A 23,538-nucleotide genomic window follows, 5' to 3' on the forward strand; every position below is an offset into this window, starting at 1 on the left:
TGGTGATGCACGGCACGAAGCCGACCCTGCGCGATTTTTACTGCCTGACCGGCACGCCCCAGGCGTGCAGCGATTGCTTGAGCGCGGGGATGGCGATGGCGCCGGAATGGAACACGCTGGCGGCGAGTGCGCCGTCCACATCCGCGTCCAGGAAGGCATCACGGAAATGTTCGGGCGCCCCGGCGCCGCCGGATGCGATCAGCGGCACCACGCACAGGCTGCGCACCACCATCAGCTGCTCCAGGTCGTAGCCCTGCCGCACGCCATCGCTGCCCATGCAATTGAGCACGATCTCGCCGGCGCCACGCTCCTGCGCTTCGACCACCCAGTCCAGCGTGCGACGCGGCAGTGCCTGCGTGCGCGATGGGTCGCCGGTGTACTGACGCACGCGCCATTCGCCATCGGCGTCGCGCAGGCTGTCCACGCCCACCACCACGCACTGCACGCCAAAGGCGGCGGCCAGCTCGTTGATCAGGTCGGGCCGCTCCAGCGCGGGCGAATTCACCGAGATCTTGTCAGCGCCGGCATGCAGCACGGCGCGCGCCTCGTCCACGCTGCGGATGCCACCGGCCACGCAGAACGGAATATCGATGGCACTGGCCACGCGCTCAACCCAGCCGCGATCCACGCTGCGGCCTTCCGGACTGGCCGTGATGTCGTAGAACACCAGCTCGTCCGCGCCTTCGTCGCGATAACGCAAGGCGAGATCCACGATTTCGCCCATCACCACGTGGTCGCGAAACTTCACGCCCTTCACGACCTTGCCGTCGCGCACGTCCAGGCAGGGAATCAGGCGACGGCTCAGCATGCGAGGGCGTCCTTCAGGTTGAATCGACCTTCCAGCAGGGCGCGGCCAAGGATCACGCCGCGTGCACCGGCGTCGCGCGCCGCTCGGATATCGTCCAGCGAACGCACGCCGCCCGAGGCCTGCACCGCCATCGATGGCACGGTGTCCGCCAGGTAGCGATACAGATCCAGATTGAAACCGGCCAGCATGCCGTCGCGATCGATATCGGTGCACAGCAGGTGCTGCGCGCCGCGCTCGGCGTACCACGGCGCCAGATCGTCCAGCGTGCGCGATTCGGTTTCCGTCCAGCCGGCGCTGGGCAGCGTCCACGCACCATCGCGATACAAGGTATCCAGCGCCAGGGTGAATCGCTCCGCGCCACGCGCCGCCAGCCATGCTTCCACCATGGCGGGTTCGCGGATGGCCAGGCTGCCCAGCACCACGCGGGACACGCCTGCATCGAACAGGCGCTGCACGTCGGCCTCGGTGCGCACGCCACCGCCCGCCTGGATCTTCATGCCGTCCCGGGCAATCGCCTCGATCACGGCCAGGTTCTCCAGGCTGCCACCGCGCGCGCCGTCCAGGTCCACCAGGTGCAGCCAGGCCGCGCCAGCCTGGGCGTAATCACCGGCAAGCGCGCGTGGGTCGAACTCGTACGTCGTCTGTTGTGCGTAATCGCCCTGCTTAAGGCGAACGACGCGACCGGCGCGCAGATCAATGGCGGGAATGACTGTAAAACTCATAGTTCGAGGAAGTTCTTTAGCAGGCGGGCGCCGACCTTGGCCGAGCGCTCGGGGTGGAACTGCATGCCGTGGAAGTTGCCGCTCGCGATCACCGAGGCAAACTCGCCGCCGTACTCGGTGGTGGCCAGCGCGTAATGGCCCGCGGGCACGGCGTAGCTGTGCACGAAGTAGGCCCAGTCACCATCGGCCAGGCCGTCCAGGAGCGCGTGACCCTGCTTCTGCTGCAGGCGGTTCCAGCCCATGTGCGGCACGCGCAGGCCGGGTTGCTCGACAAAGCGCTGCACCGTCGCCGGGATCACGCCAAGGCAGGCGGTGTCACCCTCCTCCGAGTGCTCGCACAACAGTTGCATGCCCAGGCATACGCCCAGCACCGGCTGCGTAAGCGAACGCATCAGCTCAACCAGTCCCAGCTCCCGCAGGCGCGCCATGCCGGGGCCGGCTGCACCCACGCCGGGCAGGATCACTTTGTCCGCCGCGCGGATAGCCGCCGGGTCCGAGGTAAGCGCCGCATCCACGCCCAGGCGTTGCAAGGCGTAACGCACCGACCCGATGTTGGTGCCGCCGGCATCGACCAGCACGACGCTCATCAGAGCGCTCCCTTGGTGCTCGGCAGGTCGCTGCCTTCGCGACGGATCGCCTGGCGCAGCACGCGGGCCACCACCTTGAAGCAGGCTTCCACCATGTGGTGCGCGTTCTCGCCCTGCACGCTCAGGTGCAGGTTGGCGCCCAATGTTTCGCACAGCGAGCGGAAGAAATGCGGCACCAGTTCGGTCGGGATGTCACCCACGCGCTCACGCGGGAACTGCCCTTCGAAAATGAAGTACGGCCGCCCCGACAGATCCAGCGCCGCGCTCGCCTGGGACTCGTCCATCGGCAGCAGAAAACCGTAACGACCGATGCCGCGCTTGTCGCCCAATGCCTGGCGCAGGGCCTGGCCGAGCGCCAGCGCGCAATCCTCGATGGTGTGATGCTCGTCGATGTGCGTGTCGCCATCGCAGCGCAGCGCCAGCGCGAAACCACCGTGCTTGCCGATCTGCTCCAGCATGTGGTCGAAGAAGCCCAACCCGGTGTGGATCTGCGGCTCCGCGGCCTTGTCCAGGTTGACGCTGACCGTGATGCGGGTTTCGCGCGTATTGCGCTCCACCGTCGCCATGCGCGGCCCATCCAGCACCAGGTGGGCAATCTCGTCCCACGACAGCCCGTGCGGGCCGACCTGGAAACCGCGCACACCCATATTGGCCGCAAACTGCAGGTCGGTTTCGCGATCGCCCACCATCGCCGACGATGCACGACTCCAGCCGTCATCGGCCAGGTAGGCGCGCATCATGCCGATGCCAGGCTTGCGGGTGTCCTTGCGCTCATGCAGGAAACTGCGGTCGATCAGCACGTCGCGCACCTTGATACCCTGCGACGAGAGTATGCGCATCAACAGGTCGTGCGGCCCCACGAAATCGGCTTCCGGAAAACTGCTGGTGCCCAGGCCGTCCTGGTTGGTCACCATCACCAGCTCATAGCCGCTCGCCACAAAGCGCTGCAATGCGGCGATCACGCCCGGCAACAGGGCGAACTTCTCGTAGCTATCGATCTGGAAATCTTCCGGCTCCTCGATGAGGCAGCCGTCGCGGTCGATGAAAAGAATCTTGCGGCTCATGCTTGCTTGCCCATGGCCGTTCCTTCGGCAAACGTCCGGCCTTCCGCGGCCGGCTGGTTCAGAAGGTCGAGCACCCGGTCATTCTCGTCCGGGGAGCCCACGGTAATTCGCAGCGCATCGCCGAGCTGCGGGTAACGGCGCACGTCGCGCACCACGATGCCCGCGTCCAGCAAGCGCTGGTAGACCGCCGCCGCATCGTCGAAGCGCACCGCCAGGAAGTTGGCCGCCGACGGCAGCACCTCACGCACCCCCGGTGCGTGCCCGAGCATGCGCGCCATGCGTCCGCGCTCGTCACGGACGGTGGCGATATGCGCGCGCGCCGAGACCTGCCCGGCTTCTGACAACGCTTCCAGCGCCAGCGCCACACACGGTCGAGGCAAGGGATACGGCGCCATGATGCGCTTGAGCAGGGCGATCACTTCCTCGTTCGCCAGCAGCGTGCCGATACGCGCACCGGCCAGCGCCCATGCTTTCGACAAGGTACGCAGCACGGCCAGGTTCTCATAGCGGTCGATCAGCGGCGCCACGCTGGGCGCGTCGGAGAACTCGATATAGGCTTCGTCGACCACCAGCAGCGCGCGACCGGCAAGCGCCTGCACCAGCCGCTCCACGTCGGCCTGCGGCACCAGCTGGCCGGTCGGGTTGTTCGGCGTGCAGACGAACACCAGCTTCACCGCAGGCGTGACTGCACCAAGTACGGCATCCACGTCCAGCGTGAAATCCGCGGCCAGCGGCACCGTCACCACCTCAGCATTCTGGATGCGCGCACTCACCGCATACATGCCGAAGGTCGGCGGCTGGATGGCGATGGCATCCTCACCGGCGCGGCAGAAGGCGCGCACCAGCAGATCGATGGCCTCGTCGCTGCCACGCCCCACCAGCACCTGCGAGGCACGCACGCCATAAAGACGTGCCAGCGCCTCGACCAAGGCGGCCGGTTGCGGATCGGGGTAACGATTGCAGGCCAGCTCATGGTCGCCCGGCGGTGCCCAGGCGGATTCGTTGGCGTTGAGCATCACGCGGCCGCCACTGGCCTCCATGCGTGCCGACGAATACGGCTGCATCGCGCGGATCTCCGCCCGTGCCAGATCGAGCACGCTCATGCCGCGTCCTCCAGCGCCGCCAGGCGCAGGGTGACGGCACGACGATGTGCTTCTAATTGTTCGGCAGCGGCCAGCGTCACGGTGCACGGACCAATGGCGCGCAGACCATCCGGGGACAGCTCTTGCACGGTGATCTGCTTCTGGAAGCTGGCCACCGACACGCCGCTGTAGCTGCGCGCATAACCGTAGGTCGGCAGCACATGGTTGCTGCCACTGCAGTAGTCGCCGACCGATTCCGGCGTCCATGCGCCCAGGAACACCGAGCCAGCGCTTTGGATATCGCCCAGCAAGGCGCGCGGATCGGCCACCTGCAGGATCAGGTGTTCCGGCGCGTAGCGATTGCTCACCTCGACCGCCTGCGCCAACGAGGCCACGGCAATCAGGCGACTCTGCGACAGCGCCTTCTCGGCAATATCCGCGCGCGGCAGCGCCGCCCACTGCTGCGCCACTTCTACCTCCACCGCATCCAGCAGCGCAGTCGACGCGCTGAGCAGGATCACCTGTGAATCGGGGCCGTGTTCCGCCTGCGACAGCAGATCGGCGGCGACGAATGCCGGGTTGGCTTCATCGTCCGCGATCACCAGCACCTCGGACGGACCGGCCGGCATGTCGATGGCGGCGCCCTCGGGGTCGGCCGACACCTGCAGCTTGGCTTCGGTCACCCAGGAATTGCCGGGACCAAACAGCTTGTCGCACTTGGGCACGGACTCCGTGCCATACGCCATGGCGGCAATGGCCTGCGCGCCGCCCAGCTTGAACACGCGGTGCACGCCGGTGACGCGCGCAGCGTACAGCACGGCATCGTCGCATCGGCCATCCGGCCGGGCCGGTGAGCACAACACCACTTCAGCGCAACCGGCGATGCGCGCCGGCACGCCCAGCATCAAAGCCGTGGACGGCAACGGCGCGCTGCCTGCGGGCACGTACAGACCCACCCGCTGGATCGGGCGCAGCATGCGTTCCACGCGCACGCCACCGGCGGTATCCAGCGCCACCGGCTGCGGCGCGGCGGCGCGGTGGAATGCGTCGATGCGCGACGCGGCTTCGTCGATGGCGGCCTTCAACTCGGGCGCCAGGCGCGCTTCCGCCTCGCGCCATTCCTTGTCCGGCACTTCGATGGCATGCAGTTCGCAGCGGTCGAACTTGGCGGTCAGCTCGCGCAGGGCCGCGTCGCCATCGGCACGCACGCGGGCAGTGATCTGCTCGACGCCGGCACGCAGGCTTTCGGCGCGCGATTGCATGGGACGTGACAGCGCCGCGCGCTGTGCTTGTACATCCAGGGTAGTCCAGTCCAGGCGATTCATGGTGTTTGCTCGTTCATCCCGCCTGCGTCACGCAAGCATCTTCTCGACCGGCAACACGAACATCTCGCGTGCCCCGGCCTTCTTGATTTCTTCCAGTTGCCGCCAACTCACTTCGCCGGCACATAGCGCCTGCAGCATGAGCTGGTCAGGCTGACCGGCCACGGGCAGCAGGGTCGGCTGCGGGCCGCCCGGCAGCAGGCGGATCACGGCATCCAGTGCGCCACGCGAGGTCTGCAGCAGCAGCAAGCGCGATTCACGCACCTGGATGACGCCGTCCAGGCGCTTGAGCAGCAGGTCGATCATGTCGCCGCGCTCATCCGTGGGAAGCACGGCCGGGCCGGCCAGCACCGCTTCGCTCTCCAGCAGCACATCCACTTCGCGCAGCTGATTGGCGACCAGGGTGCCGCCGCTCTGCACGAGATCGCAGATCGCATCGGCCGTACCCAACCGCGGCGCAATCTCCACCGAGCCGGCCAGTGTCACCACGCCCGCGTCCACACCACGCTCGCGCAGCCACTCGCCGAGCAGGCCCGGATACGACGTGGCGATACGCATGCCCTGCAACTGGGTGGCGTCGACGTAGTCGATTTCCTGCGGCACGGCCACCGACAGGCGGCAGCGGCCAAAACCAAGCGAACGCCATTCGGCCAGCGCGGGGCCACCCATGCCAGCAGTGAGGCTGTATTCGCTGAGTACGTTGCGCCCCACGATGCCCAGGTCGCACACGCCTTGCGCGATCAGGCCGGGGATGTCGTCATCACGCACCAGCAGCAGGTCGACGGGCTCGCCCTCGCCGAAGCAGAACAGCTTGTCGCGGCTCTGGCGGAAGGTGAGCCCGCAACGGTTGAGCAGGTCCAGCGCCGGCTCGGTGAGTCGGCCGGACTTCTGCATCGCTATACGCAGTCGATCGCGCGGTTTCATGCCTTTACCTTCTTGCTTGCCGCACGACGTCGCGCGGCGCGGGCACCGGCGGCGAGGTAACCGCCGCTGCCCTGGTTGAGATAGCGGGCGACGCGCCCGATGGTGGTAATGCTCACGGCCGTGCGCTCGTGGATTTCGCGATAGGACACACCGTCGAGCAGGTACGGCACGACGCGCCAGCGGTCCACCATCACCTCCAGCTCGGCGGGCGTGCACAGGTCATGCAGGAATGCCGACATCTCCTCGGCGTTCTTCAGCGAGAGCAGTGCCTCGCAAAGACTGAGCTCGGCGGACTCGGCGGGTGTCTCGGGATCGAGCGATCGGCGCTTCATAATGTACTAACGCGTTAATACGATGGAGCGCATCATACGCGGGCGGAACACGTCGGGCAACCGGGCCGCCCGACGCCCGATTCAGGCTGGCGCAGGCCTCGACGGCAATTTTTTGCGATCGAAGCCAGGCATGTGCGAACAGGCCTGTTGTACGACTCGGTGCGTGTACGCCGCGGCACAAACCCACCCAAGCAATACCTCGCAGCGACGGCCCCCTGCTTGCCGGTATCGGCCCCCGCCTCAACGGCGCTGGTCAAGCCGTGCCACGACCGCTAAACTAGATAGGTAGCCTACCTATTCAACCTCCCCAGGCAGCCATGAGCCCCAACCCATCCGCCGAGGCCGATGCCCGCGAGCTGGCCGAACAACTGCGCCCCGCGTTGCGCCGGCTGTTCCGCCAGCTCCGTCGCCAGCAGGACGACCACGACATCTCGCCACTGCACGCGCCGCTGCTGCTCACCATCCTTGAGAACCCCGGCATCGGCGTGGGCGAGCTGGCGCAACTGGAGGGCCTGCGCAGCCCCACCATGACCGGTCACATCAACAGCATGGTGGCCGCCGGCCTGGTGAAGCGCACCGAGCCCACCGAAGGCGATCGCCGACGCGTGGGCCTCATGGCGACGCCACATGGACGCGCGCTGATCGACGCCAAGCGCAAGCGCCGCACCGACCAGCTCATCCGCGCACTGGCGCAGCTGTCCACCGAATCGCGCGCCACGCTGTGGGCGGCCATCCCCGCCTTGAACGACATTGAACTGAACGACACCGACGCATGAGCACTCCCAGCCTTACCGCGGCCGCCACTGCACAAGCCATCCACCCGCCTACCGAACAGGAGATCAGTCGTGTCTTCGTCGGCCTGGTGATCGTGCTGGCGCTGGGCGCCATCGACCAGAGCATCGTCGCCACCGCCCTTCCCCGCATCGTCAGCGACCTGGGTGGCATGAGCCACCTCTCCTGGGTGGTGACGGCGTACGTGCTGGCCTCCACCGCCACCATGCCGCTGTACGGCAAGCTCAGCGACCAGTACGGCCGCAAGCCGGTGATCTACTTCGCCATCATCACCTTCCTGCTCGGTTCGGTACTGAGCGGCGCGGCGCGCAACCTGATGGAGCTGATTGTGTTCCGTGCGATCCAGGGCGCCGGCGCCGGTGGCTTGCTGCCCCTGGCGCAGATCATCATCGGCGACATGGTGCCGCCCACGCAGCGTGGCAAACGGCAAGGCGTGGTCGCGGGCATCTTCGCGCTGTGCAGCGTGGTGGGCCCGGTGATCGGCGGCCTGATCACCGACATGCTTTCCTGGCACTGGATCTTCTACGTCAACCTGCCGGTGGGCGCGGTCGCACTCATCATCATCGGACGCACGCTGCGCCAGTACACGCCGCTGCATGCGCGACGCATCGATTACCTCGGTTCCGTGCTGATGACGGCCAGCACCGTTGCGTTCCTGCTGGTGCTCACGCTCGGCGGCAGCGAATGGCCGTGGGCATCGGCGCCCATTGCCCTGCTCGGCGCCTTCGCCCTGATCACCGGCGTGCTGTTCGTGCGCCACGTGAAGCACGAGCCCGAACCGGTGCTGCCGCTGGCCTTGTTCCACAACCGCCTGTTTGTGATCGCCAGCCTGGTGATGGCACTGACCTTCATGGGCCTGATGGGCGCCAGCCTGTTCTTCCCGTTGTTCTTCCAGTTGGTGATGGGCGTGAGTCCCGCGCACTCCGGCCTGTTGACCGGCCCGCTGATGGTGGGCATTGCACTCGCCTCGCTGCTCAACGGACGCGTACTGATGCGCGCCGGTCGCTACAAGCGCATTGTGGTCGTGGGCCTCGCCATGTCCACGGTGGCGTTCGGCGTGCTGGCCTGGAGCGCGGCCACCTCGCAGAGCCTGGGCATCATTGAACCGTCCATCTTCATCCTCGGCGCCGGCCTGGGCCTGGTGACACCGAACGTGACCATCGCCGTGCAGAGTGCGCTGGCTCCCGTGCATCGCGGCGTGGGCACCGCCACACTCACCTTTTTCCGTTCGCTGGGCGCACTGCTCGGCGTGGCGGGCTCGGGCGCCATCTTCGCCTGGCGCCTGCGCGCGCAGGGCGGAACGACGCCATCCGCCGGCATGTCGCCGGAGGGTGGCATGGCGAGTGCGTCCGCGCTGCATCACGTCACGGACGCCGCAGTGATGATGTACCGGCATGCCATCGCGTCGACATTCACCATCGGCGCCTGCATCGTCGCCTGTGCCTTTGTGCTGATCCTGATCTTGCCGGAGGTCGCGCTGAACGATCACCATCACGCCACCCCTGCCCCGGCCGCTGACTAAGGATGCTGATGACGACCTACCGGCGCGACACCGCACTCGCCCTGTCCGCCGGCTGGATTGCATTGGCCGCCCTCGTCTTCGCGGCGACCGCCGGCATCCTGCAGTGGACCCGTGCCGACCTGGATCCGGTCGCCATGCCACTGAGCGCGTATCTGCGCGGCCCCGGGGGCGTCTGGTTGCGCGGCGCGTACTACCTCATGGCGAGCGCACTGGCCTGCCTGGCGTGGTCCGGCCAGCGCGCGACGCACCGCAATCTGCGCAGTGGGCTCACCAGTGCCTTGTTCGTGGCGGCAGCCGCGGCGCTGCCGGTAGTGGCCATCACCGTGCTCTACGAGCACACGCCGGGCGAGAACCTGGCGCACCTGCTTCACGGCATGGCTGCGCAGGGCACCTTCCTCTGCCTGGTCGTGGGCATGCTGTTGCTGTCGACGCGCTGGCTGCGCGATGAACGCATGCAGCACCATCGATACGCAGGAGTCGTGCTGGCCTGGCTGGCATTCGTGCAGATGTGGGTGCTGGCCTTGTGGAAAGGCTTGCCGCCGGGGCTGACGCAGAAGGCATTGATCGCGCTGATCCTGCTATGGCTGGCGTGGGTGGCGCGGCAGTTATGGCGGGCGGGCGCGTCGCAGGATTGAGTCGCGCACAGGGCGCGCTCCCACAGGACAGGCGCGACCAACAGACAAAAAAAAGGGGCGCCCGTGCGCCCCTTTTTCCTGGCTTGCCGATCAACCAAACACGCGTTGCCGGACCAGCTCGCACACCGTCCGCACATCGCCATCCATCGCGCGGTCACGCGACATGAAGCCGATATGCTTGCGCAGTGCATCGTGCGCCTTGCGCACCGTGGAACCCGCATGGAAGTCGCCGACGTTCGCCAGCGCAGCCGTCAGCTGCTTCACCTCGTCGACGAACTGCGCGTAATGCGCGTGATCCTCGCGCGGCGCATTGGACACCTTGCCGGCCAGCGCCTGCCAGTCGCCACGCGAGGCGAGTCGGCAAGCGGCATTCAGCATGGCCTGGCGGAAATCCAGCGCCTGCGCAGCGGTATAGAGCTCCAGCGCAACGACGTGGCCAAGGTCTTCCATCATTTCCAGCACGTGGCGCGCCTCGTTGGCACCCATCGACACGTGGTCTTCCGCATTCGCACTGGTCGGCACGGAATACACGCTGGCCGGATGTGCGCGCGTGGCCAGGTCGTTCACCAGTGCCGCAGCGGTGTACTGCACGATCATGAAACCCGAATCGGTACCGTCTTCGTTGCCGGTAAGGAAAGCCGGCAGGCCATCGTTGGTGGCCGGATCGACCAGCTTGTTGAGGCGACGCTCGGAGATAGAAGCCAGCACGGGAATCGCCGCCTTCACGTAGCTCATGGCCAGCGCCAGCGGCATGCCATGGAAGTGGCCGGCGGAAATCACCTGCTCCTCGATGAACTCGGCGTTCTCGGCATCCGGGAAGATCAGCGGATTGTCGGTGACCGAGTTGAGTTCAATGTCAATCACGCGACAGGCCTGCGCCCATGCGTCACGCACCGCGCCGTGCACCTGCGGCATGCAGCGCAGGCAATAGGCATCCTGCGGCTGGTGCTTCTTGCCGCCCTTGAACGGCAGGAAGCGCGCGTAGAAGGCCTCGCGACCGTGACGCTGGTTGGCCGGCACCCAGTCCCAACCGATATCGAAGGTAAGTGCCTGATCCGACGGATCAGCCCAGGCCTCGGCACTCCACTGCCGGAAGCGCGGCACCAGGTGGTAGGGAATGTCGACCAGGGTGCTGCCTTCGAGCAGGTTGCGCACGTTGGCGGCCGCTTCGATCTGGCCCGGATGCGGACGCAGCGCGTGCACTTCCGGACGCAGGGCGCCACTGCGACCCGCGAACGCGTCCAGCGTCATTGCGGCGGCCAGGTCGGCAAGTTCCAGCAGATGTTCCAGCTCGTCCAGCGCCAGCGTGGCGGTGGCCAGCATCTGCGCCGTGCCGTTGTTGAGCGCCAGGCCTTCCTTGAAGGACAGGCGGATCGGCGTGAGGCCGGCGCGCTTGAGCGCATCCGCGCCCGACAGTCGCTCGCCCTGATAGAACGCCTCGCCACCGCCCAGCAGCACGATGGCCAGGTGCGACAGCGGCGCAAGATCGCCACTGGCGCCCACCGAACCCTTCTCCGGCACCACCGGCACAACGCCCGCGTTGAGCATGGCGGTCAGTGCCTTGAGCGTTTCTACGCGAATGCCGGAATGACCACGCATCAACGTATTGATGCGGATGACCAGCATGGCGCGCACCACGTCCGGCGCGAACGGCTTGCCCACGCACACGGCATGGGTGGTGATCAGGTTGTGCTGCAGCTCTTCCAGCAGCGTGCCTTCGGGCTTGTCCGGGTTGCCTCCCGGCAACTCGTCGCGCAGGCGATGCGCGCCCAGCAACTTGTCGGCGTTGCTGCCGAAACCGGTGGTAACGCCATAGGTCGGTTCACCGCAGCTCACCTTGTCGGCAAGGAAGTCGGCGGCGCGCTGCACGCGCTTGAGCTGCGTCTCGTCCAGCTCCACGCTCAGGCCATGGCGGGCCACGGCCACCAGCTGTTCGCGGGTAAGGCTGTTGCCGTCCAGGAGTATGGTCTTTGCGGTCATGCTTGGCTCCAGCCCGGACGGGCTTTCAAATTGTCTGTGTGCAACCGCCGCGCCTCTTGGCAACGGCGGCGGGGGATCACGCAAAAACGCTCAGGCGCCGACTTCAGCCTGCGCCAGCTCGACGCGCAACGTCTTCACCAGCTCCGTGCGCTTCACTTCGAACTGGTCTTCGCGACGCAGGTCCTTCACGGTGACCACGCCCTTGGCGAGTTCGTCTTCACCCAGCACGATCACGAAGCGGATGCCCGCGCGATCGGCGTACTTGAACTGCTTGCCGAGCTTGCCGCCGTCCAGCACCACCTCGGTGGCGATGCCCGCACCGCGCAGCTCACTGGCCAGCGCGAGATAAGCCGGCAGCTGCGCCGGATCCATCTGCGTCACCAGCACGTCGACCGTGCTGCTTGCCGTGCTGATCAGGCCGGCGTCGCGCAGCTGCCAGTACAGGCGCGTGAGGCCAATGGAAATGCCCACGCCAGGCAACTTCGACTTGGTGTACTGACCGGCGAGATTCTCGTAGCGACCACCGGAACAGATCGAGCCGATCTGCGGATGATCGTTCAGCGTGGTCTCGTACACGGTGCCGGTGTAGTAATCCAGGCCACGGGCGATGGAGAAGTTCAGCATGAAATACGATTCCGGCACGCCGAAGTCACGGATCATGCCCAGCACTTCCTTCAGCTCGGCACGCCCTTCCTCCAGCGCTTCGCTGCCCGAACCCAGTGCATCGAGTTTGTCGAACGCATCCTGCAGCGAGCTCGAACGCCCCTGCGAGAAATCCAGGATCTTCTGTGCCGTCTCTGCGCTCAGGCCGAACTGTTCACCGGTCAGCGTGTCGCGCAGGTAGTCGGCGCCACGCTTGTCGAGCTTGTCCACTTCGCGCAGCACCAGCGTCTGCATCTCGCCGTCAAGAATGCCCAGGCTTTCATAGAAGCCGCGGATCAGCTTGCGGTTGTTGATCTGGATGGTGAACGGGCCGATGTTCAGTTCGCGGAACACGCTGTAGATGACGGCCGGCAACTCGGCGTCGTAACGCACCGAGAGGCCGTCCTTGCCGATCACGTCGATGTCGCACTGGTAGAACTCGCGGAAGCGACCGCGCTGGGCGCGCTCGCCGCGGTACACGCGCTGCATCTGGTAACGGCGGAACGGAAACGACAGGTCGTGCTCATGCTCGGCCACGTAGCGGGCCAGCGGCACAGTCAGGTCGAAGCGCAGAGCCAGTTCGGGCACGCCGTCGCCCTTCTCGGCATTGGCCAGCGCACCGGTGGACTGCACGAAGTACACCTGGCGCTCGGTTTCGCCGCCCGTCTTGGTGAGCAGCACGTCCGAGAATTCCATCACCGGCGTCTCGACCGGCAGAAAACCGAAGCGCTCATAGTTGCGGCGGATCACGTCGAGCATGCGCTGGAACGCAATCTGGTCGAGCGGCAGCAGCTCGAGCACGCCGGGCATGGTACGGGCCTGGGTAAGCGCCATGAGATCCTCTGCTTGAACGGTATGGAAAGGCCGGCCAGCCGCCTGTTGGCGACACGCCCGACAGAGCCGTATAGGTTAGCAGAACGCCATCGCCCGGCCCTGCTCATCAGGGTCTGCGACGGGCCCGTGAACTTTGTGAAGAATTTTTTTCACAAAGTGTTGCCAACCCCCCGGGGTGTCGTTAACATACGCGGCTCCCACGGGGTGTAGCTCAGCCTGGTAGAGCGCTACGTTCGGGACGTAGAAGTCGCATGTTCGAATCATGTCACCCCGACCAAAATTCGAAGTAAGCAAGCCCCTGAAAACGCTGTTTTCAGGGGCTTCTTCTTTTCCGGCTCCCGAAACGCCATGCCGCCGCATCGCCATCGGCGCAACGCTCCGAACACGGCCTTCCCGTCGCTGTGCCGGCATGACCCTGCTGCCGGCACCGTATCACCCGTTTTCTACCGCAAGTCCTGCCCACGCAGGGACGTGCTGCTGGCGTCCTCAATCAACAACAGGTAACTCGCGGCCGACCAGCTGAAGTTGGGCGACTGGTAACCGTGACCGGTCAGCGGATCGTAGTTCTCGTACGTGGTGCCCTGCCCGGTCAGCCCCTGCGCGTTGATCACCAGGCGGCGCGCCATGTCGTCGGCCTCGCTGCGCAATCCATAGCGCCGCAATGCCTCCACGCCGAAGTACGCCTGATCCAGCCAGACCGGACCGCGCCAGTAACCCTTGATCGGGGAGAACTTCGGGTTGTCCCTGGCCAAGGTAGGGAAAGGCATCAGCGTGCCGAACTTGTCCGGCGCCATCATCACCCGGCTCACCGCTTGCGCCTGCTCCGGCGTCGCCACGCCCGCCCATAGCGGCATCCATCCCTCGGGCCCATAGACGCGCACAGGCTCGTGGCTGCCCAGTCGGATATCGAAGAAATAGCCAGCCTTCGCGTCGAACATCGCCTGCTGGATCTGCGTCTTCATCGCGGCCGCTTCCCTCAGCCACATCGCCTGATCCGCCCGCTTGCCGAGCACGCCAGCGAGTTCGGCCAGTTCGAGCTTCTCGCGATACAGGTAAGCATTGAGGTCGACCGACTCCTGGTTCAGCGACCATGCGCCATCGCCGTTGCGAACCATGGAGGCGCCATCGAAGCGTACGGCGTTGTCCATGCCGCTCTCCCACGCCGCGGCGATGCGCGTGCCGTCGGTGGAGCCGTATTCGGCGAGCCCATCGTGATCGTGGTCGCGCGCCTTGAACCACCAGCGGTGATAACGCAGCAGCTTGTCGTACATCTCTCCGACGAACGCGCGGTCGCCGGTCGCGTGGTAGATCGCCAGCGTTGCCCACGTCGCCAGCGGCGGCTTGGTGTCGCGCCAGTTGTTCTCCGCCTTGTCCAGATACAGACAGTCGGGAACCATGCCGTCGTCGGCCTGATAGTCGAACATCGCGCGCATCTGCTCGCGTGCGAGGTCCGGCGCAAACTGCGCCAGCGCCGCGGCGTGCTTCCACGAATCCCACGCCCAGAAACCGTTGAAGTCAGGGTTCGAATACGAAGGGATCACGCCATCGTGATGCAGGTCGCCACGCGCGGCGCGCCAGTTGCCGAGCAGGATGATCTTCGCCTTGGTCGCCACCCGGTCCGCCACATCATCGGCAACGCCAGGCAGGTGGTACGGCGCGGCATGCTTCAGATAGCCAGCCCAGCGCTCACGGTTTGCCGACCATGCCGCCTCACCGTCCACGCCAGGCAAGTGGGCAGCGGTGCCATCGAGCAGCGCCTGCTCGACAAAGATGGTCGCCGTCTGCCCCGGTTTCAGGCGCAGCGGCCGCGCCAGTTCGAGCCGGTAGCCATTCGCGGTAGCGGACGCCGCTGCCTCGTTGGCCAGCACCGTGGTGACCAGGCGCCATGGGGAACCGTCAAACGTCTGCACGGCCTGCCTGCCATGCGCTTCCAGGCGGGAACCCTGGACCGCCATGGTGGCGCTTTCCATCGAGAGCGCGACGTCGCGGGTATCGGCGGCCGTGATCTCTGTCCTCACCAGCGCGCGCATCGAGTCGGCAAAGAACAATGTCTGGCGCACCGTCAGCCCCGATGCCCCATAGCTGCGCTCAAGGAAGCCCGGCCCCGCGTGCTCCGCGACAAGCGACAGCGGCAGCGCCTGCCGACCGGTCGCATCGCGCAACGTCAGCGTGGCGAAACGCGTGCCGGCCCACTGTCCGCCCGCCAGGCTATGCACGAACGGACCGGAAAAGCCGGACGACGATTCGCCCGCGGCCGGCAGGCTGTAGCCATGCCAAGCACCGGCGTCGAAGAAGATATTGAAGCTGCGGTCGCCCGCGCTCTTCGGCGATCCGTGCATGTCGAGCAGGTCGAGGTAACGCGCTGCGTCCCCGGTGGCGTCGGCGGCACGGGCACCGTGTCCGCCACCCGCCAGCATGCACGCCAACGCCAGCGCCGCGAAGCGGCCACGCCCGATACGGGAATCCTTCACCTGACACTCCTGTTTAATCGATCTCGTTGCGCACACCGCGGGCCACGCGTGCCGTCAGCGCACCGAAGACTAACCACGTCCCGTGCCTGGCACCAGCTCGGTCATCCGATTCGCACGCCCGTCGTTTACAGCGGTGACCGGACCGCGGGCCGCGTCCGTTCGAACCACGTTATGCTAAGTTCCGAAGGACGCTGCAACGCCACCTGCGTACGCAAGGAATCCCTGCCTGGCGCGCGAATCATTCCGGACTTTTGTCGACAAGCTCCTGCCGGAGAAGGATCCATCATGAAACTTTCGGACGCTCGCAGTTTGCACGGCCAGGTGGTCCGCGAACTGGGCACAAGGATTGTTGCCGGCGACCTCAAGCCCGGCGATGTGCTGCCGCGCGAGGAAGCCCTGGCAGAAAGCATGCAAGTGAGCCGCAACGCCTTGCGCGAGGCGCTGAAGGTGCTGGCGGCCAAGGGCCTGATCGAGGCGCGCCCGAAAACCGGCACGCGCGTGCGCGCCACCGAGGCGTGGAACCAGCTTGATGCGGACGTGCTGTCCTGGCGCTGCGCCTCCATGCCCACCGACGACTTCATCGAGAAGCTGGTGGAAATGCGCGAGATCATCGAACCGGCCGCCGCCGCTTCTGCCGCCAAGCGACGCACACCGTTGCAGCTGGCCAAGATTGATACCGCCTACCAGCAGATGGATGCTGCGCAGGACGCCAGCGAATGGGCCGAGGCAGACCTGAGCTTCCACAATGCCGTGCTGCAGGCCACCGGCAACGAAATGATGATTTCGCTGTTCACGGTGATCGAAAGCGTGCTCGGCATGTTCTTCGTGCTGTCGGCGCAGACCGCCAGCAACTTCAAGTACTCGCTGCCGCACCACCAGAAGGTGCTGGAAGCCATCCGCCGCGGCCAGCCCGAAGCGGCCCGCAAGGCCATGCACGCCATGATCGTGGACTCGCGCGCCAACCTGGAAAAGCGCCGGAAAAAGAGCCTGAAGAAGGCCTCCTGAAGCCCTTCGGAAAGACCGGATTTACGACTGCACGGCGAGCTCGGTCAGCCGATCGAGCTCTTCATCGTCAAAGCCCGCCTCCAGCCGCGCGGGTCGATTGAACGGACCGCGCAGATTTCGCCCCATGTAATCGCGCAGCAGATCCAGGAAAGTCTCCCGCGGATCGATGCCATCGCGTTCGCAGCAATGACGGAACCAGCGCGTTCCCGCCGCCACATGCGCCACCTCTTCACGCAGGATCACCTGCAGGATGGCCACGGTGCGGTCGTCGCCCACGGAGAGCAGGCGCTCGATCATCCCCGGCGTCACATCCAGACCGCGCGCTTCGAGCACGCGCGGCACCAGCGCCATGCGCGCCGTGTCGTGATGGGCGGTTTTCTCGGCCATTTCCCACAGGCCGTTGTGCGCGTCGAAATCGCCGTACGCATGGCCCAGCTCGGCCAGACGTTCGGCGAGCATGGCGAAATGACGGGCCTCGTCGTGCGCGCAGCTCGCCCAGTCGCGGTAGTAATCGAACGGCTTGCCGCGAAAGCGGTACACCGCATCCCAGGCCAGGTTGATCGCGTTGAACTCGATATGCGCCACGGCGTGCACCAGCGCGGCACGGCCTTCGGCGGTACCCAGGCCACGATGCGGCACCTGGCGTTGCGGCACCAGCTGCGGGCGCGCCGGGCGCCCGGGCATTCCGATGGATTCGGGCGGCGGGGACGCGTCGTCCGGCCTCAGCTCGCCAGCCAGAAAAGCCTCCCACGCGGCATGCGTCAGGCGCAGCTTTTCCGCGGGATCGGTGGCGTCAAGGCAACGCTTGGCGGCGGCGTGTAGGTCGGCGGTCATGGGCGATGATCGCGGGAGCGAGAGTGCATTGTAGGAGCGCACTTGTGCGCGAGAACCCGGCACAGCGAAAACTCTGCCATGCCCAGGTCGCGCGCAAGCGCGCTCCTACAGAGGTTTGATCGCTTACGCGCTGCGACGGGCCGCCTTGGCGTCGTCGGAACGCAGCATCTCGATCTGCTGCAGGTACTGCTGGTCCAGGCCGGTCACGTATTCGCCGGAGAAGCACGAGGTGTCGAAGTGCTTGAGCTTCTCGTTGCCGTCCTGCACAGCCCACACCAGGTCCGGCAGATCCTGGTAGATCAGCCAGTCGGCGCCGAGTACCTGCTGCACTTCCTTCTCGGTGTGCCCGGCGGCGACCAGCTCCGAGGCGGCCGGCATGTCGATGCCGTACACGTTCGGGTAGCGCACCGGCGGCGCGGCGGAGGCGAAGAACACGTTGCGGGCGCCGGCATCGCGGGCCATCTGGATGATCTGGCGCGAGGTGGTGCCACGCACGATGGAATCGTCCACCAGCAGCACGTTCTTCTTGCGGAATTCCAGCTCCACCGGGTTGAGCTTGCGGCGCACGGATTTCACGCGTTCGCCCTGCCCCGGCATGATGAAGGTGCGGCCGATGTAGCGGTTCTTGACGAAGCCCTCGCGGAACGGCACGCCCAGCGCTTCGGCCAGCGCCGATGCCGCGGTGCGGGCCGTGTCGGGAATCGGAATCACGGCGTCGATGCCGTGGTCCGGACGCTCGCGCAGGATCTTCTCGGCCAGCTTCTGGCCCATGCGCAGGCGCGCCTTGTACACCGACACGTTCTCGATCATCGAGTCCGGGCGGGCCAGGTACACGTATTCGAAGATGCACGGCGCGTGCACGGCGCCATCGGCGCAGTGGCGGGCGAACAGCTGGCCGTCGTTGGTGATGAACACCGCTTCGCCCGGCTCCACGTCACGCAGGCGCTTGAAGCCGAGGATGTCCAGTGCCACGGACTCGGAAGCAACGGCGTACTCGCGGCCTTCCGACGTGATGCGCTCGCCCAGCACCAGCGGGCGAATGCCGTTGGGGTCGCGGAACGCCAGCAGGCCGTAACCCAGCACCAGGGCCAGGCAGGCGTAGCCGCCGCGCGCACGCTGATGCACGCCGGCCACGGCCTTGAAGATGTGGTCGGGCGTCAGCGCCATGCGGTCCTGGATCTGCAGCTCGTGCGCCAGCACGTTGAGCAGCACTTCGGAATCCGAATCGGTGTTGATGTGGCGACGATCGTCTTCGAACATCTCGCGGCGCAGCGCCTCGGTGTTCACCAGATTGCCGTTGTGCGCGAAGGCAATGCCGTAGGGCGAGTTCACGTAGAACGGCTGCGCCTCGGACGAGCCGTCGGAACCGGCCGTGGGATAACGGCAGTGTCCGATGCCGATGCGACCGTGCAGGCCACTCATCGCGGTCTGGCTGAACACGTCGCGCACCAGTCCGTTGCCCTTGTGCAGGCGCAGGCGCGCGCCGTCCACCGTGGCGATGCCGGCGGCGTCCTGTCCGCGGTGCTGCAACACGGTCAATCCGTCATAGAGTGACGCGGCGACCTCACTGGTGCCGACGATGCCGATGATTCCGCACATGGTAGTAAAGCCTGTAATTTATGAACTGGTTGCCGGTGCGACCGTGGTTGCGGCCGCGGGATGGATCTCGTGCCCAGTCGCTGGCAAAGCGCCCGGGATGCCCGCCGGCAGGGCGGGCAAATGGTCAAGCAGGGCCGGGGGATTGAGATAGTGACGGACATTGTCCGGCACCCGCTCGCCCAGCCACGCAGCCACTCCCTTGAACTGCGGCATTAACACCGAATCGTGCCACCACGGGTCGCGTGTGAACGCGGTAAACCCGAGCAGGAACACCCCGAGCGTCACCAACAGCACGCCACGGGCAAAACCAAACACCATGCCGAGCAGGCGGTCGGTGCCGGACAACCCGGTACCCTCCACCAGCCGGCTTACCAGGAAGCGCACCAGCGCCCCCAGGATCAGCACCGCCACGAAGCAGGCGCCGTAAGCCACGAAAAGCCTTGCCGACGGCAGCTCGATGTGATGCTCGAGCCCCGTCGCCACACCTGGCCCGAACGTCCAGGCCACCCAGAAGGCGGCAATCCAGATGCCCAGCGCCAACACCTCGGAAATGAGGCCACGCCACAGCCCGATCAAGACCGACAGGCCCAATACGGCAAGAATGATGTAGTCGGCCCAATTCACCGGGTCACCTTACCGTGGCGGATTCTGGTCAATGTTCAGGGAGCGGTGACGACGTTGCCGTCCACGCCCAGCTTGCTTTTGATCTGGTCGCGGATGCGCAGGGCGTCCGCACGCTGCGTCTGCGGCCCGGCGCGCACGCGCCACAGCTGCTTGCCGTTGGCGTTGACCGTATCCACGTAGCCATCGAAACCGCTCGCGCGCAGCTTGTCGCGCAGCGCATTGGCATCGGCCTGCGTACCCATGGCCGCCACCTGCACGGCCCAGCCGCCGGGGCGCGAGGACGTCGGCGCCGCCGTGCTGGCGGCGCTGGCTGCCGCAGCCGCCGGCCTGGCCGTCGGCGCGTCATCCTGCGAGGGCGTGGAAGCGCTGCTTTCCAGTCGCGCCGGGGCGCCCGGGATGGTCTGGGTGATCTTCAGGCGGGCAGCCTCGGCCGCCGCGCGGGATTCGAACGGACCGGCAGTGACCATGGTGAGCTGCTTGCCACCCTGGTTGATCGCGCGACCGGAGGCGGGATAGCCCAGACCCTTCACGCGCTGGATCAGGTTCTGCGCGCTGGCGCTCGACGCATAGGCGCTGAGATTCACCGAATAGGCGCCGTGCGCGGCGGTAGCCGGCGCCGAAACAGGCTGCGGCGTCTGCTGGGACGCGATGGCGGGCTTGGCGGCCGTGGTGCTGGCCGAGCCGGTCACGCCCGTCGAGCCTGCGCCCTGCACCGGAATCACCGGCTGCGCGGCGCTGGAACCCGGGCGCGTCACCGTGGTGGGCTCGGGTTTCTGGCCGGCGGCCGGGTCGGTTTCCACGTCACGCGGGCGGTTGGAGCCGATGTTCACCGTGGCCAGCTGGTCGGTCGACCCCACCGGCGCTGCGGTGGCGGCGGGCGTCGGCACAGCCGGCTTGGGCGCCGGGGCAGACGTCGAGGCCGGCGCCGAACCCGGCGTCAGGCTCATGGTCTTGGTCTGCAGGTCGCGGTCGGGTGCCGGCGGGATCGCAAGGCTTACGGTTTCATCACCACTCGTGGTCGGAGGGTTGCTGGAGATGAACATCGGCACGATCAGCACAGCCAGCGCGATGAGAACAGCAGCTCCCAGCAGACGTGTTTTCAAGACGGGCTCCAGACGACAGGGGGTGCGAGAACGCGGCGATTATACCTGCCCTTGCCATCACTCAGGCCCAATCGAGCCGAGCCGATTCAGCAAGCACCGCCGAGGCGACAAAAAACGAGCCGAAGGCCAGCACGCACTCGCCCGGCCTGGCGGCGGAACGGGCCGCCTTCAGCGCCGACGCCACGTCGGCATGGGCATCGAAGCGCGCGCCTGGCAGCACCGCGGCGAGTTGTTCGACCAACGCTTGCGCCGACAGACCGCGCGGTGTGTCCTGCTCCAGCCCGGCCAGATGCCAGTGCGCGATGCGCTCACCCAGGGCACGGATCACGCCGGCCACGTCCTTGTCCGACAGCGCGCCGTAGACCGCATGCACACGCATGTCGGGGCGCGCATCCAGCCATTCGGCCAGCGCACGCGCCGCCTGCGGATTGTGGCCTACGTCCACCACCAGCGCCGGGTCGCCGCCCAGCACCTGCAGGCGTGCCGCCACCCGTGCCGTGCGGAGACCGCTGGAGGCCGCCGCGGCCAGATCCATCGTGGCCAGCTCCGCATCCATACGTTGCAGGGCATGCAGGGCCGCCACCGATGCCGCGGCGTTGGCGTACTGCACGGGTGCCGACAAGGCCGGATCGGGTAGCGACAGGGTCAGGCCGTCGCGATGGCGCCACTGCCAGCCGGTGGCTTCGCGCTGCACGGTGAAATCCACGCCGGCACGTTCAACCGTGGCGCCGATGCGCGCCAATGCCTGGAGCAGGCCAGCCGGCGGCTCGACTTCGCCAACGATGGCCGGCCGCCCTGCCCGCGCAATGCCGGCCTTCTCCACGCCAATGCTGTCGCGATCCGGCCCCAGCCAGTCCATATGATCCAGATCCACCGTGGTGATCACGGCCACGTCGGCATCAATGATGTTGACTGCATCCAGCCGGCCGCCCAGCCCCACTTCCAGCACTGCCACGTCCAGTCCCGCGCGGGCGAACAGGTCCAGCGCGGCCAGCGTGCCGAATTCGAAATAGGTCAGCGGAATCTCGCCCCGCGCCGCTTCGATGCGCTCGAAGCTGGCCACCAGCGCGTCATCGTCGGCATCGCGGCCATCGATGCGGATGCGCTCGCGGTAATGCAGCAGGTGCGGCGAGGTATAGCAGCCCACGCGCTGGCCGGCCGCGGTGAGCATGGCCTCCAGCATGGCCACCGTCGAACCCTTGCCGTTGGTGCCCCCCACCGTGATCACCCGGCGCGCCGGCGCAGGCGCGCCCATGCGCTGCCACACCTCGCGCACGCGATCGAGACCCAGCTCGATGCTGCGTACGTTCACGCGTTCCTGGTAGGCCAACCATTCGTCAAGGGTACGGGTCATAAGCGGAGCTTGTTCAGGCGTCCAGCGGACGCAGCCAGAAACGCAGTCGATGGCGCGTGGATTCGAGCGCGCCGGTTTCGGTCCAGTCCAGCGTGCAGAACATGTCGTCCTGCCGCTGGTAACCGCGTGCGGTCCAGAACGCGTCGTTGGGGCGATAACCCGGCGGCTGGCGCGAGTCGTTCGCTGCGCGTTCCACCGCGCAGAACGCCGTCCAGCGGTAGCCGTGCAGCAGGCGCGCGTGATGCTCGCGCGCATCGAAGAAGCGATGGCCGATGCCCTGCCCGCGATACGCCGGCAACAGCACCGATTCGCCGAAATAGAACACCTCGCTGAGCACCATGCCGCGCTCGACGAACGGCTGCTGGATGGCGGGCACTTCGTCCACCAGTGGAATGCCGGTCGAGCAGCCCACCACCTCCTCGCCGTCCAGCGCCAGCACGAACACGCTGCGGCGCGAACGCGCATAGGCTTCCAGGTAACGCTGCTCGTAGCCCTTGTCGCCGTCGTACAGATAAGGGTAGTCGCGGAACACCGTCATGCGCAGGCGCGCCAGCGCCGGCAGATGCGGCCGTACCGCCTCGCCCACGCTGGTGAGGATGCGCACGCCCATGCTTCAGCCCCCGGATACCTGGGCGATCCAGTCCTGCAGGTTGTAATAGTTGCTGATGCGCGCGATGCGGCCACCGCGGATATCGAAGAACGCACCGCCCGGCAACACGTAACGCTGGCCATGCGCCGCCGGCAGGCCTTCGTCATCGGCAAGGTACTGGCCGTGCACCACGTACTCGGCGGCGGCTCGCGCGTCATCGGAGCCCGCCATCAGAACGACGTCGCGCAGTTCTTCGCGGTAGCTTCGGTTCATGCGTGCCAGGAAGGCGCGGAACGCATCACGCCCGGTTTCGCGATGGCCCTGGTTGATGTCGTGCGCCACGTCATCGGTGAGGCACTCGAGCATGGCCTCCCAGTCACCGTGGTTGAACGCGTCGTAATAACGGGCGACCAGGGCAAGACTGGAGGACATGGCGGCTACCTGCGGGGAACGGGGCGCACAGCTTAAAGCATGTGCCGTCACCGTGACCGTCACCCCACCAGGCGCAGCGCCTCGGGCGACGCCTCAGAAATGGATGCCGCTGGCCCGCAGTGCCCAGTACATGCCGAACGCGGTCCAGAACATTTTCTTCAATGCGCGGCCGGCAAGCAGGGCCACCAGCAGGCCCAACAGCAAGGGCATGTGCTTTTCCAGCGTGCTGCGGGTGTCGTTGATGATGTTCATGATGAAGTCCTCCCCGCACCCCATCGGTG

General features: G+C 66.6%; 23 protein-coding genes and 1 tRNA gene. 5 read left to right on the plus strand and 19 right to left on the minus strand.

The genetic code is table 11. The features are described 5' to 3' along the window. Positions 1–37 precede the first annotated feature (37 nt). Genes hisF through H8F01_RS01210 form a run of 8 tightly spaced genes read right to left on the minus strand, consistent with a single transcriptional unit; the run spans position 38 to position 6,841 of the window. On the minus strand, positions 38–808 hold the full coding sequence (gene hisF / locus H8F01_RS01175) for an imidazole glycerol phosphate synthase subunit HisF (RefSeq protein WP_187057279.1): 771 nt from the start codon (positions 806–808) through the stop codon (positions 38–40). Then, positions 802–1,530, minus strand: a complete 729-nt coding sequence (gene hisA / locus H8F01_RS01180) for a 1-(5-phosphoribosyl)-5-[(5-phosphoribosylamino)methylideneamino]imidazole-4-carboxamide isomerase (RefSeq protein ID WP_187057280.1) — start codon at positions 1,528–1,530, stop codon at positions 802–804. Before hisA ends, hisF begins: the two co-directional genes overlap by 7 nt. Beyond that, positions 1,527–2,117 (minus strand): imidazole glycerol phosphate synthase subunit HisH, encoded by a 591-nt coding sequence (hisH, locus tag H8F01_RS01185; RefSeq protein WP_187057281.1) that lies wholly within the window; start codon positions 2,115–2,117, stop codon positions 1,527–1,529. The genes hisA and hisH overlap by 4 nt, the downstream gene beginning before the upstream one ends. Continuing rightward, positions 2,117–3,181, minus strand: coding sequence for a bifunctional histidinol-phosphatase/imidazoleglycerol-phosphate dehydratase HisB (gene hisB, locus H8F01_RS01190; protein ID WP_187057282.1), 1,065 nt, complete (start codon positions 3,179–3,181; stop codon positions 2,117–2,119). The genes hisH and hisB overlap by 1 nt, the downstream gene beginning before the upstream one ends. Next, positions 3,178–4,284 (minus strand): histidinol-phosphate transaminase, encoded by a 1,107-nt coding sequence (gene hisC / locus H8F01_RS01195; RefSeq protein WP_187057283.1) that lies wholly within the window; start codon positions 4,282–4,284, stop codon positions 3,178–3,180. Before hisC ends, hisB begins: the two co-directional genes overlap by 4 nt. Next, positions 4,281–5,588 carry a histidinol dehydrogenase gene (gene hisD / locus H8F01_RS01200; protein ID WP_187057284.1) on the minus strand — a complete coding sequence of 436 codons (1,308 nt, stop codon included), beginning with the start codon at positions 5,586–5,588 and terminating at the stop codon, positions 4,281–4,283. Before hisD ends, hisC begins: the two co-directional genes overlap by 4 nt. Before the next feature lie 27 nt (positions 5,589–5,615). Next, positions 5,616–6,509 carry an ATP phosphoribosyltransferase gene (gene hisG, locus H8F01_RS01205; RefSeq protein ID WP_187057285.1) on the minus strand — a complete coding sequence of 298 codons (894 nt, stop codon included), beginning with the start codon at positions 6,507–6,509 and terminating at the stop codon, positions 5,616–5,618. After that, positions 6,506–6,841: a YerC/YecD family TrpR-related protein gene (locus tag H8F01_RS01210; RefSeq protein ID WP_187057286.1), complete on the minus strand. Its 336-nt coding sequence runs from the start codon at positions 6,839–6,841 to the stop codon at positions 6,506–6,508. The genes hisG and H8F01_RS01210 overlap by 4 nt, the downstream gene beginning before the upstream one ends. Positions 6,842–7,158: 317 nt before the next feature. Here H8F01_RS01210 and H8F01_RS01215 point away from each other — a divergent pair, with 317 nt between their 5' ends. From H8F01_RS01215 to H8F01_RS01225, 3 genes are read left to right on the plus strand one after another with little or no spacing between them, the layout of a single operon-like run. Further along, a complete protein-coding gene (locus tag H8F01_RS01215) occupies positions 7,159–7,617 on the plus strand; it encodes a MarR family winged helix-turn-helix transcriptional regulator (protein ID WP_187057287.1) in 459 nt (152 codons plus the stop codon). Beyond that, the gene (locus tag H8F01_RS01220) at positions 7,614–9,155 is read left to right on the plus strand and encodes an MDR family MFS transporter (protein ID WP_187057288.1); all 1,542 of its coding nucleotides are present in this window, start codon (positions 7,614–7,616) and stop codon (positions 9,153–9,155) included. The genes H8F01_RS01215 and H8F01_RS01220 overlap by 4 nt, the downstream gene beginning before the upstream one ends. Before the next feature lie 8 nt (positions 9,156–9,163). Beyond that, positions 9,164–9,790, plus strand: coding sequence for a DUF998 domain-containing protein (locus H8F01_RS01225; RefSeq protein WP_187057289.1), 627 nt, complete (start codon positions 9,164–9,166; stop codon positions 9,788–9,790). Between the two features lie 90 nt (positions 9,791–9,880). Here the strand turns inward: H8F01_RS01225 and H8F01_RS01230 are convergent, their stop codons facing one another. Beyond that, positions 9,881–11,770 (minus strand): HAL/PAL/TAL family ammonia-lyase, encoded by a 1,890-nt coding sequence (locus tag H8F01_RS01230; RefSeq protein ID WP_187057290.1) that lies wholly within the window; start codon positions 11,768–11,770, stop codon positions 9,881–9,883. A 90-nt stretch (positions 11,771–11,860) separates the two neighbouring features. After that, positions 11,861–13,246 carry a histidine--tRNA ligase gene (gene hisS / locus H8F01_RS01235; RefSeq protein WP_187057291.1) on the minus strand — a complete coding sequence of 462 codons (1,386 nt, stop codon included), beginning with the start codon at positions 13,244–13,246 and terminating at the stop codon, positions 11,861–11,863. Between the two features lie 200 nt (positions 13,247–13,446). Here hisS and H8F01_RS01240 point away from each other — a divergent pair. After that, positions 13,447–13,523, plus strand: a tRNA-Pro gene (locus H8F01_RS01240). 166 nt (positions 13,524–13,689) lie between these two features. On the opposite strand, the gene H8F01_RS01245 is transcribed toward H8F01_RS01240, so the two are convergent. Continuing rightward, positions 13,690–15,717 carry an MGH1-like glycoside hydrolase domain-containing protein gene (locus H8F01_RS01245; RefSeq protein WP_187057292.1) on the minus strand — a complete coding sequence of 676 codons (2,028 nt, stop codon included), beginning with the start codon at positions 15,715–15,717 and terminating at the stop codon, positions 13,690–13,692. Positions 15,718–16,002: 285 nt separating this feature from the next. On the opposite strand from H8F01_RS01245, the gene H8F01_RS01250 reads away from it, so the two are divergent. Beyond that, positions 16,003–16,722: a FadR/GntR family transcriptional regulator gene (locus H8F01_RS01250; RefSeq protein WP_187057293.1), complete on the plus strand. Its 720-nt coding sequence runs from the start codon at positions 16,003–16,005 to the stop codon at positions 16,720–16,722. Positions 16,723–16,743: 21 nt separating this feature from the next. Here H8F01_RS01250 and H8F01_RS01255 read toward each other — a convergent pair whose 3' ends face one another. The 8 genes from H8F01_RS01255 to H8F01_RS01290 form a co-directional block, all read right to left on the minus strand. Continuing rightward, on the minus strand, positions 16,744–17,556 hold the full coding sequence (locus H8F01_RS01255) for a ferritin-like domain-containing protein (protein WP_187057294.1): 813 nt from the start codon (positions 17,554–17,556) through the stop codon (positions 16,744–16,746). A gap of 123 nt (positions 17,557–17,679) precedes the next feature. Beyond that, positions 17,680–19,155: an amidophosphoribosyltransferase gene (gene purF, locus H8F01_RS01260; protein WP_187057295.1), complete on the minus strand. Its 1,476-nt coding sequence runs from the start codon at positions 19,153–19,155 to the stop codon at positions 17,680–17,682. Positions 19,156–19,173: 18 nt separating this feature from the next. Next, on the minus strand, positions 19,174–19,779 hold the full coding sequence (locus tag H8F01_RS01265; protein ID WP_187057296.1) for a CvpA family protein: 606 nt from the start codon (positions 19,777–19,779) through the stop codon (positions 19,174–19,176). Positions 19,780–19,814: 35 nt separating this feature from the next. Then, entirely contained in the window at positions 19,815–20,882 is a 1,068-nt protein-coding gene (locus tag H8F01_RS01270) for an SPOR domain-containing protein (RefSeq protein ID WP_187057297.1), read from the minus strand. 61 nt (positions 20,883–20,943) lie between these two features. After that, the gene (gene folC / locus H8F01_RS01275; protein ID WP_187057298.1) at positions 20,944–22,236 is read right to left on the minus strand and encodes a bifunctional tetrahydrofolate synthase/dihydrofolate synthase; all 1,293 of its coding nucleotides are present in this window, start codon (positions 22,234–22,236) and stop codon (positions 20,944–20,946) included. Positions 22,237–22,249: 13 nt separating this feature from the next. Further along, positions 22,250–22,846, minus strand: a complete 597-nt coding sequence (locus H8F01_RS01280; protein WP_187057299.1) for a GNAT family N-acetyltransferase — start codon at positions 22,844–22,846, stop codon at positions 22,250–22,252. 3 nt (positions 22,847–22,849) lie between these two features. Further along, positions 22,850–23,257, minus strand: coding sequence for a ketosteroid isomerase-related protein (locus H8F01_RS01285; protein ID WP_187057300.1), 408 nt, complete (start codon positions 23,255–23,257; stop codon positions 22,850–22,852). A 93-nt stretch (positions 23,258–23,350) separates the two neighbouring features. After that, positions 23,351–23,509, minus strand: coding sequence for a hypothetical protein (locus H8F01_RS01290; RefSeq protein WP_165418425.1), 159 nt, complete (start codon positions 23,507–23,509; stop codon positions 23,351–23,353). Between the last annotated feature and the right edge of the window lie 29 nt (positions 23,510–23,538).

The sequence above is a fragment of the Dyella telluris genome, from assembly GCF_014297575.1.
Lineage (GTDB): Bacteria > Pseudomonadota > Gammaproteobacteria > Xanthomonadales > Rhodanobacteraceae > Dyella > Dyella telluris.

What these genes read in the sequence shown, in the direction of transcription:
- hisH (WP_187057281.1), bottom strand. Translation starts at nt 2,117, where the DNA reads ATGAGCGTCGTGCTGGTCGATGCCGGCGGCACCAACATCGGGTCGGTG.
- hisA (WP_187057280.1), bottom strand. Translation starts at nt 1,530, where the DNA reads ATGAGTTTTACAGTCATTCCCGCCATTGATCTGCGCGCCGGTCGCGTC.
- hisS (WP_187057291.1), bottom strand. Translation starts at nt 13,246, where the DNA reads ATGGCGCTTACCCAGGCCCGTACCATGCCCGGCGTGCTCGAGCTGCTG.
- H8F01_RS01255 (WP_187057294.1), bottom strand. Translation starts at nt 17,556, where the DNA reads ATGACCGCCGACCTACACGCCGCCGCCAAGCGTTGCCTTGACGCCACC.
- hisB (WP_187057282.1), bottom strand. Translation starts at nt 3,181, where the DNA reads ATGAGCCGCAAGATTCTTTTCATCGACCGCGACGGCTGCCTCATCGAG.
- hisC (WP_187057283.1), bottom strand. Translation starts at nt 4,284, where the DNA reads ATGAGCGTGCTCGATCTGGCACGGGCGGAGATCCGCGCGATGCAGCCG.
- hisF (WP_187057279.1), bottom strand. Translation starts at nt 808, where the DNA reads ATGCTGAGCCGTCGCCTGATTCCCTGCCTGGACGTGCGCGACGGCAAG.
- H8F01_RS01215 (WP_187057287.1), top strand. Translation starts at nt 7,159, where the DNA reads ATGAGCCCCAACCCATCCGCCGAGGCCGATGCCCGCGAGCTGGCCGAA.
- H8F01_RS01290 (WP_165418425.1), bottom strand. Translation starts at nt 23,509, where the DNA reads ATGAACATCATCAACGACACCCGCAGCACGCTGGAAAAGCACATGCCC.
- hisG (WP_187057285.1), bottom strand. Translation starts at nt 6,509, where the DNA reads ATGAAACCGCGCGATCGACTGCGTATAGCGATGCAGAAGTCCGGCCGA.
- folC (WP_187057298.1), bottom strand. Translation starts at nt 22,236, where the DNA reads ATGACCCGTACCCTTGACGAATGGTTGGCCTACCAGGAACGCGTGAAC.
- H8F01_RS01210 (WP_187057286.1), bottom strand. Translation starts at nt 6,841, where the DNA reads ATGAAGCGCCGATCGCTCGATCCCGAGACACCCGCCGAGTCCGCCGAG.
- H8F01_RS01250 (WP_187057293.1), top strand. Translation starts at nt 16,003, where the DNA reads ATGAAACTTTCGGACGCTCGCAGTTTGCACGGCCAGGTGGTCCGCGAA.
- H8F01_RS01280 (WP_187057299.1), bottom strand. Translation starts at nt 22,846, where the DNA reads ATGGGCGTGCGCATCCTCACCAGCGTGGGCGAGGCGGTACGGCCGCAT.
- H8F01_RS01220 (WP_187057288.1), top strand. Translation starts at nt 7,614, where the DNA reads ATGAGCACTCCCAGCCTTACCGCGGCCGCCACTGCACAAGCCATCCAC.
- hisD (WP_187057284.1), bottom strand. Translation starts at nt 5,588, where the DNA reads ATGAATCGCCTGGACTGGACTACCCTGGATGTACAAGCACAGCGCGCG.
- H8F01_RS01230 (WP_187057290.1), bottom strand. Translation starts at nt 11,770, where the DNA reads ATGACCGCAAAGACCATACTCCTGGACGGCAACAGCCTTACCCGCGAA.
- purF (WP_187057295.1), bottom strand. Translation starts at nt 19,155, where the DNA reads ATGTGCGGAATCATCGGCATCGTCGGCACCAGTGAGGTCGCCGCGTCA.
- H8F01_RS01225 (WP_187057289.1), top strand. Translation starts at nt 9,164, where the DNA reads ATGACGACCTACCGGCGCGACACCGCACTCGCCCTGTCCGCCGGCTGG.
- H8F01_RS01285 (WP_187057300.1), bottom strand. Translation starts at nt 23,257, where the DNA reads ATGTCCTCCAGTCTTGCCCTGGTCGCCCGTTATTACGACGCGTTCAAC.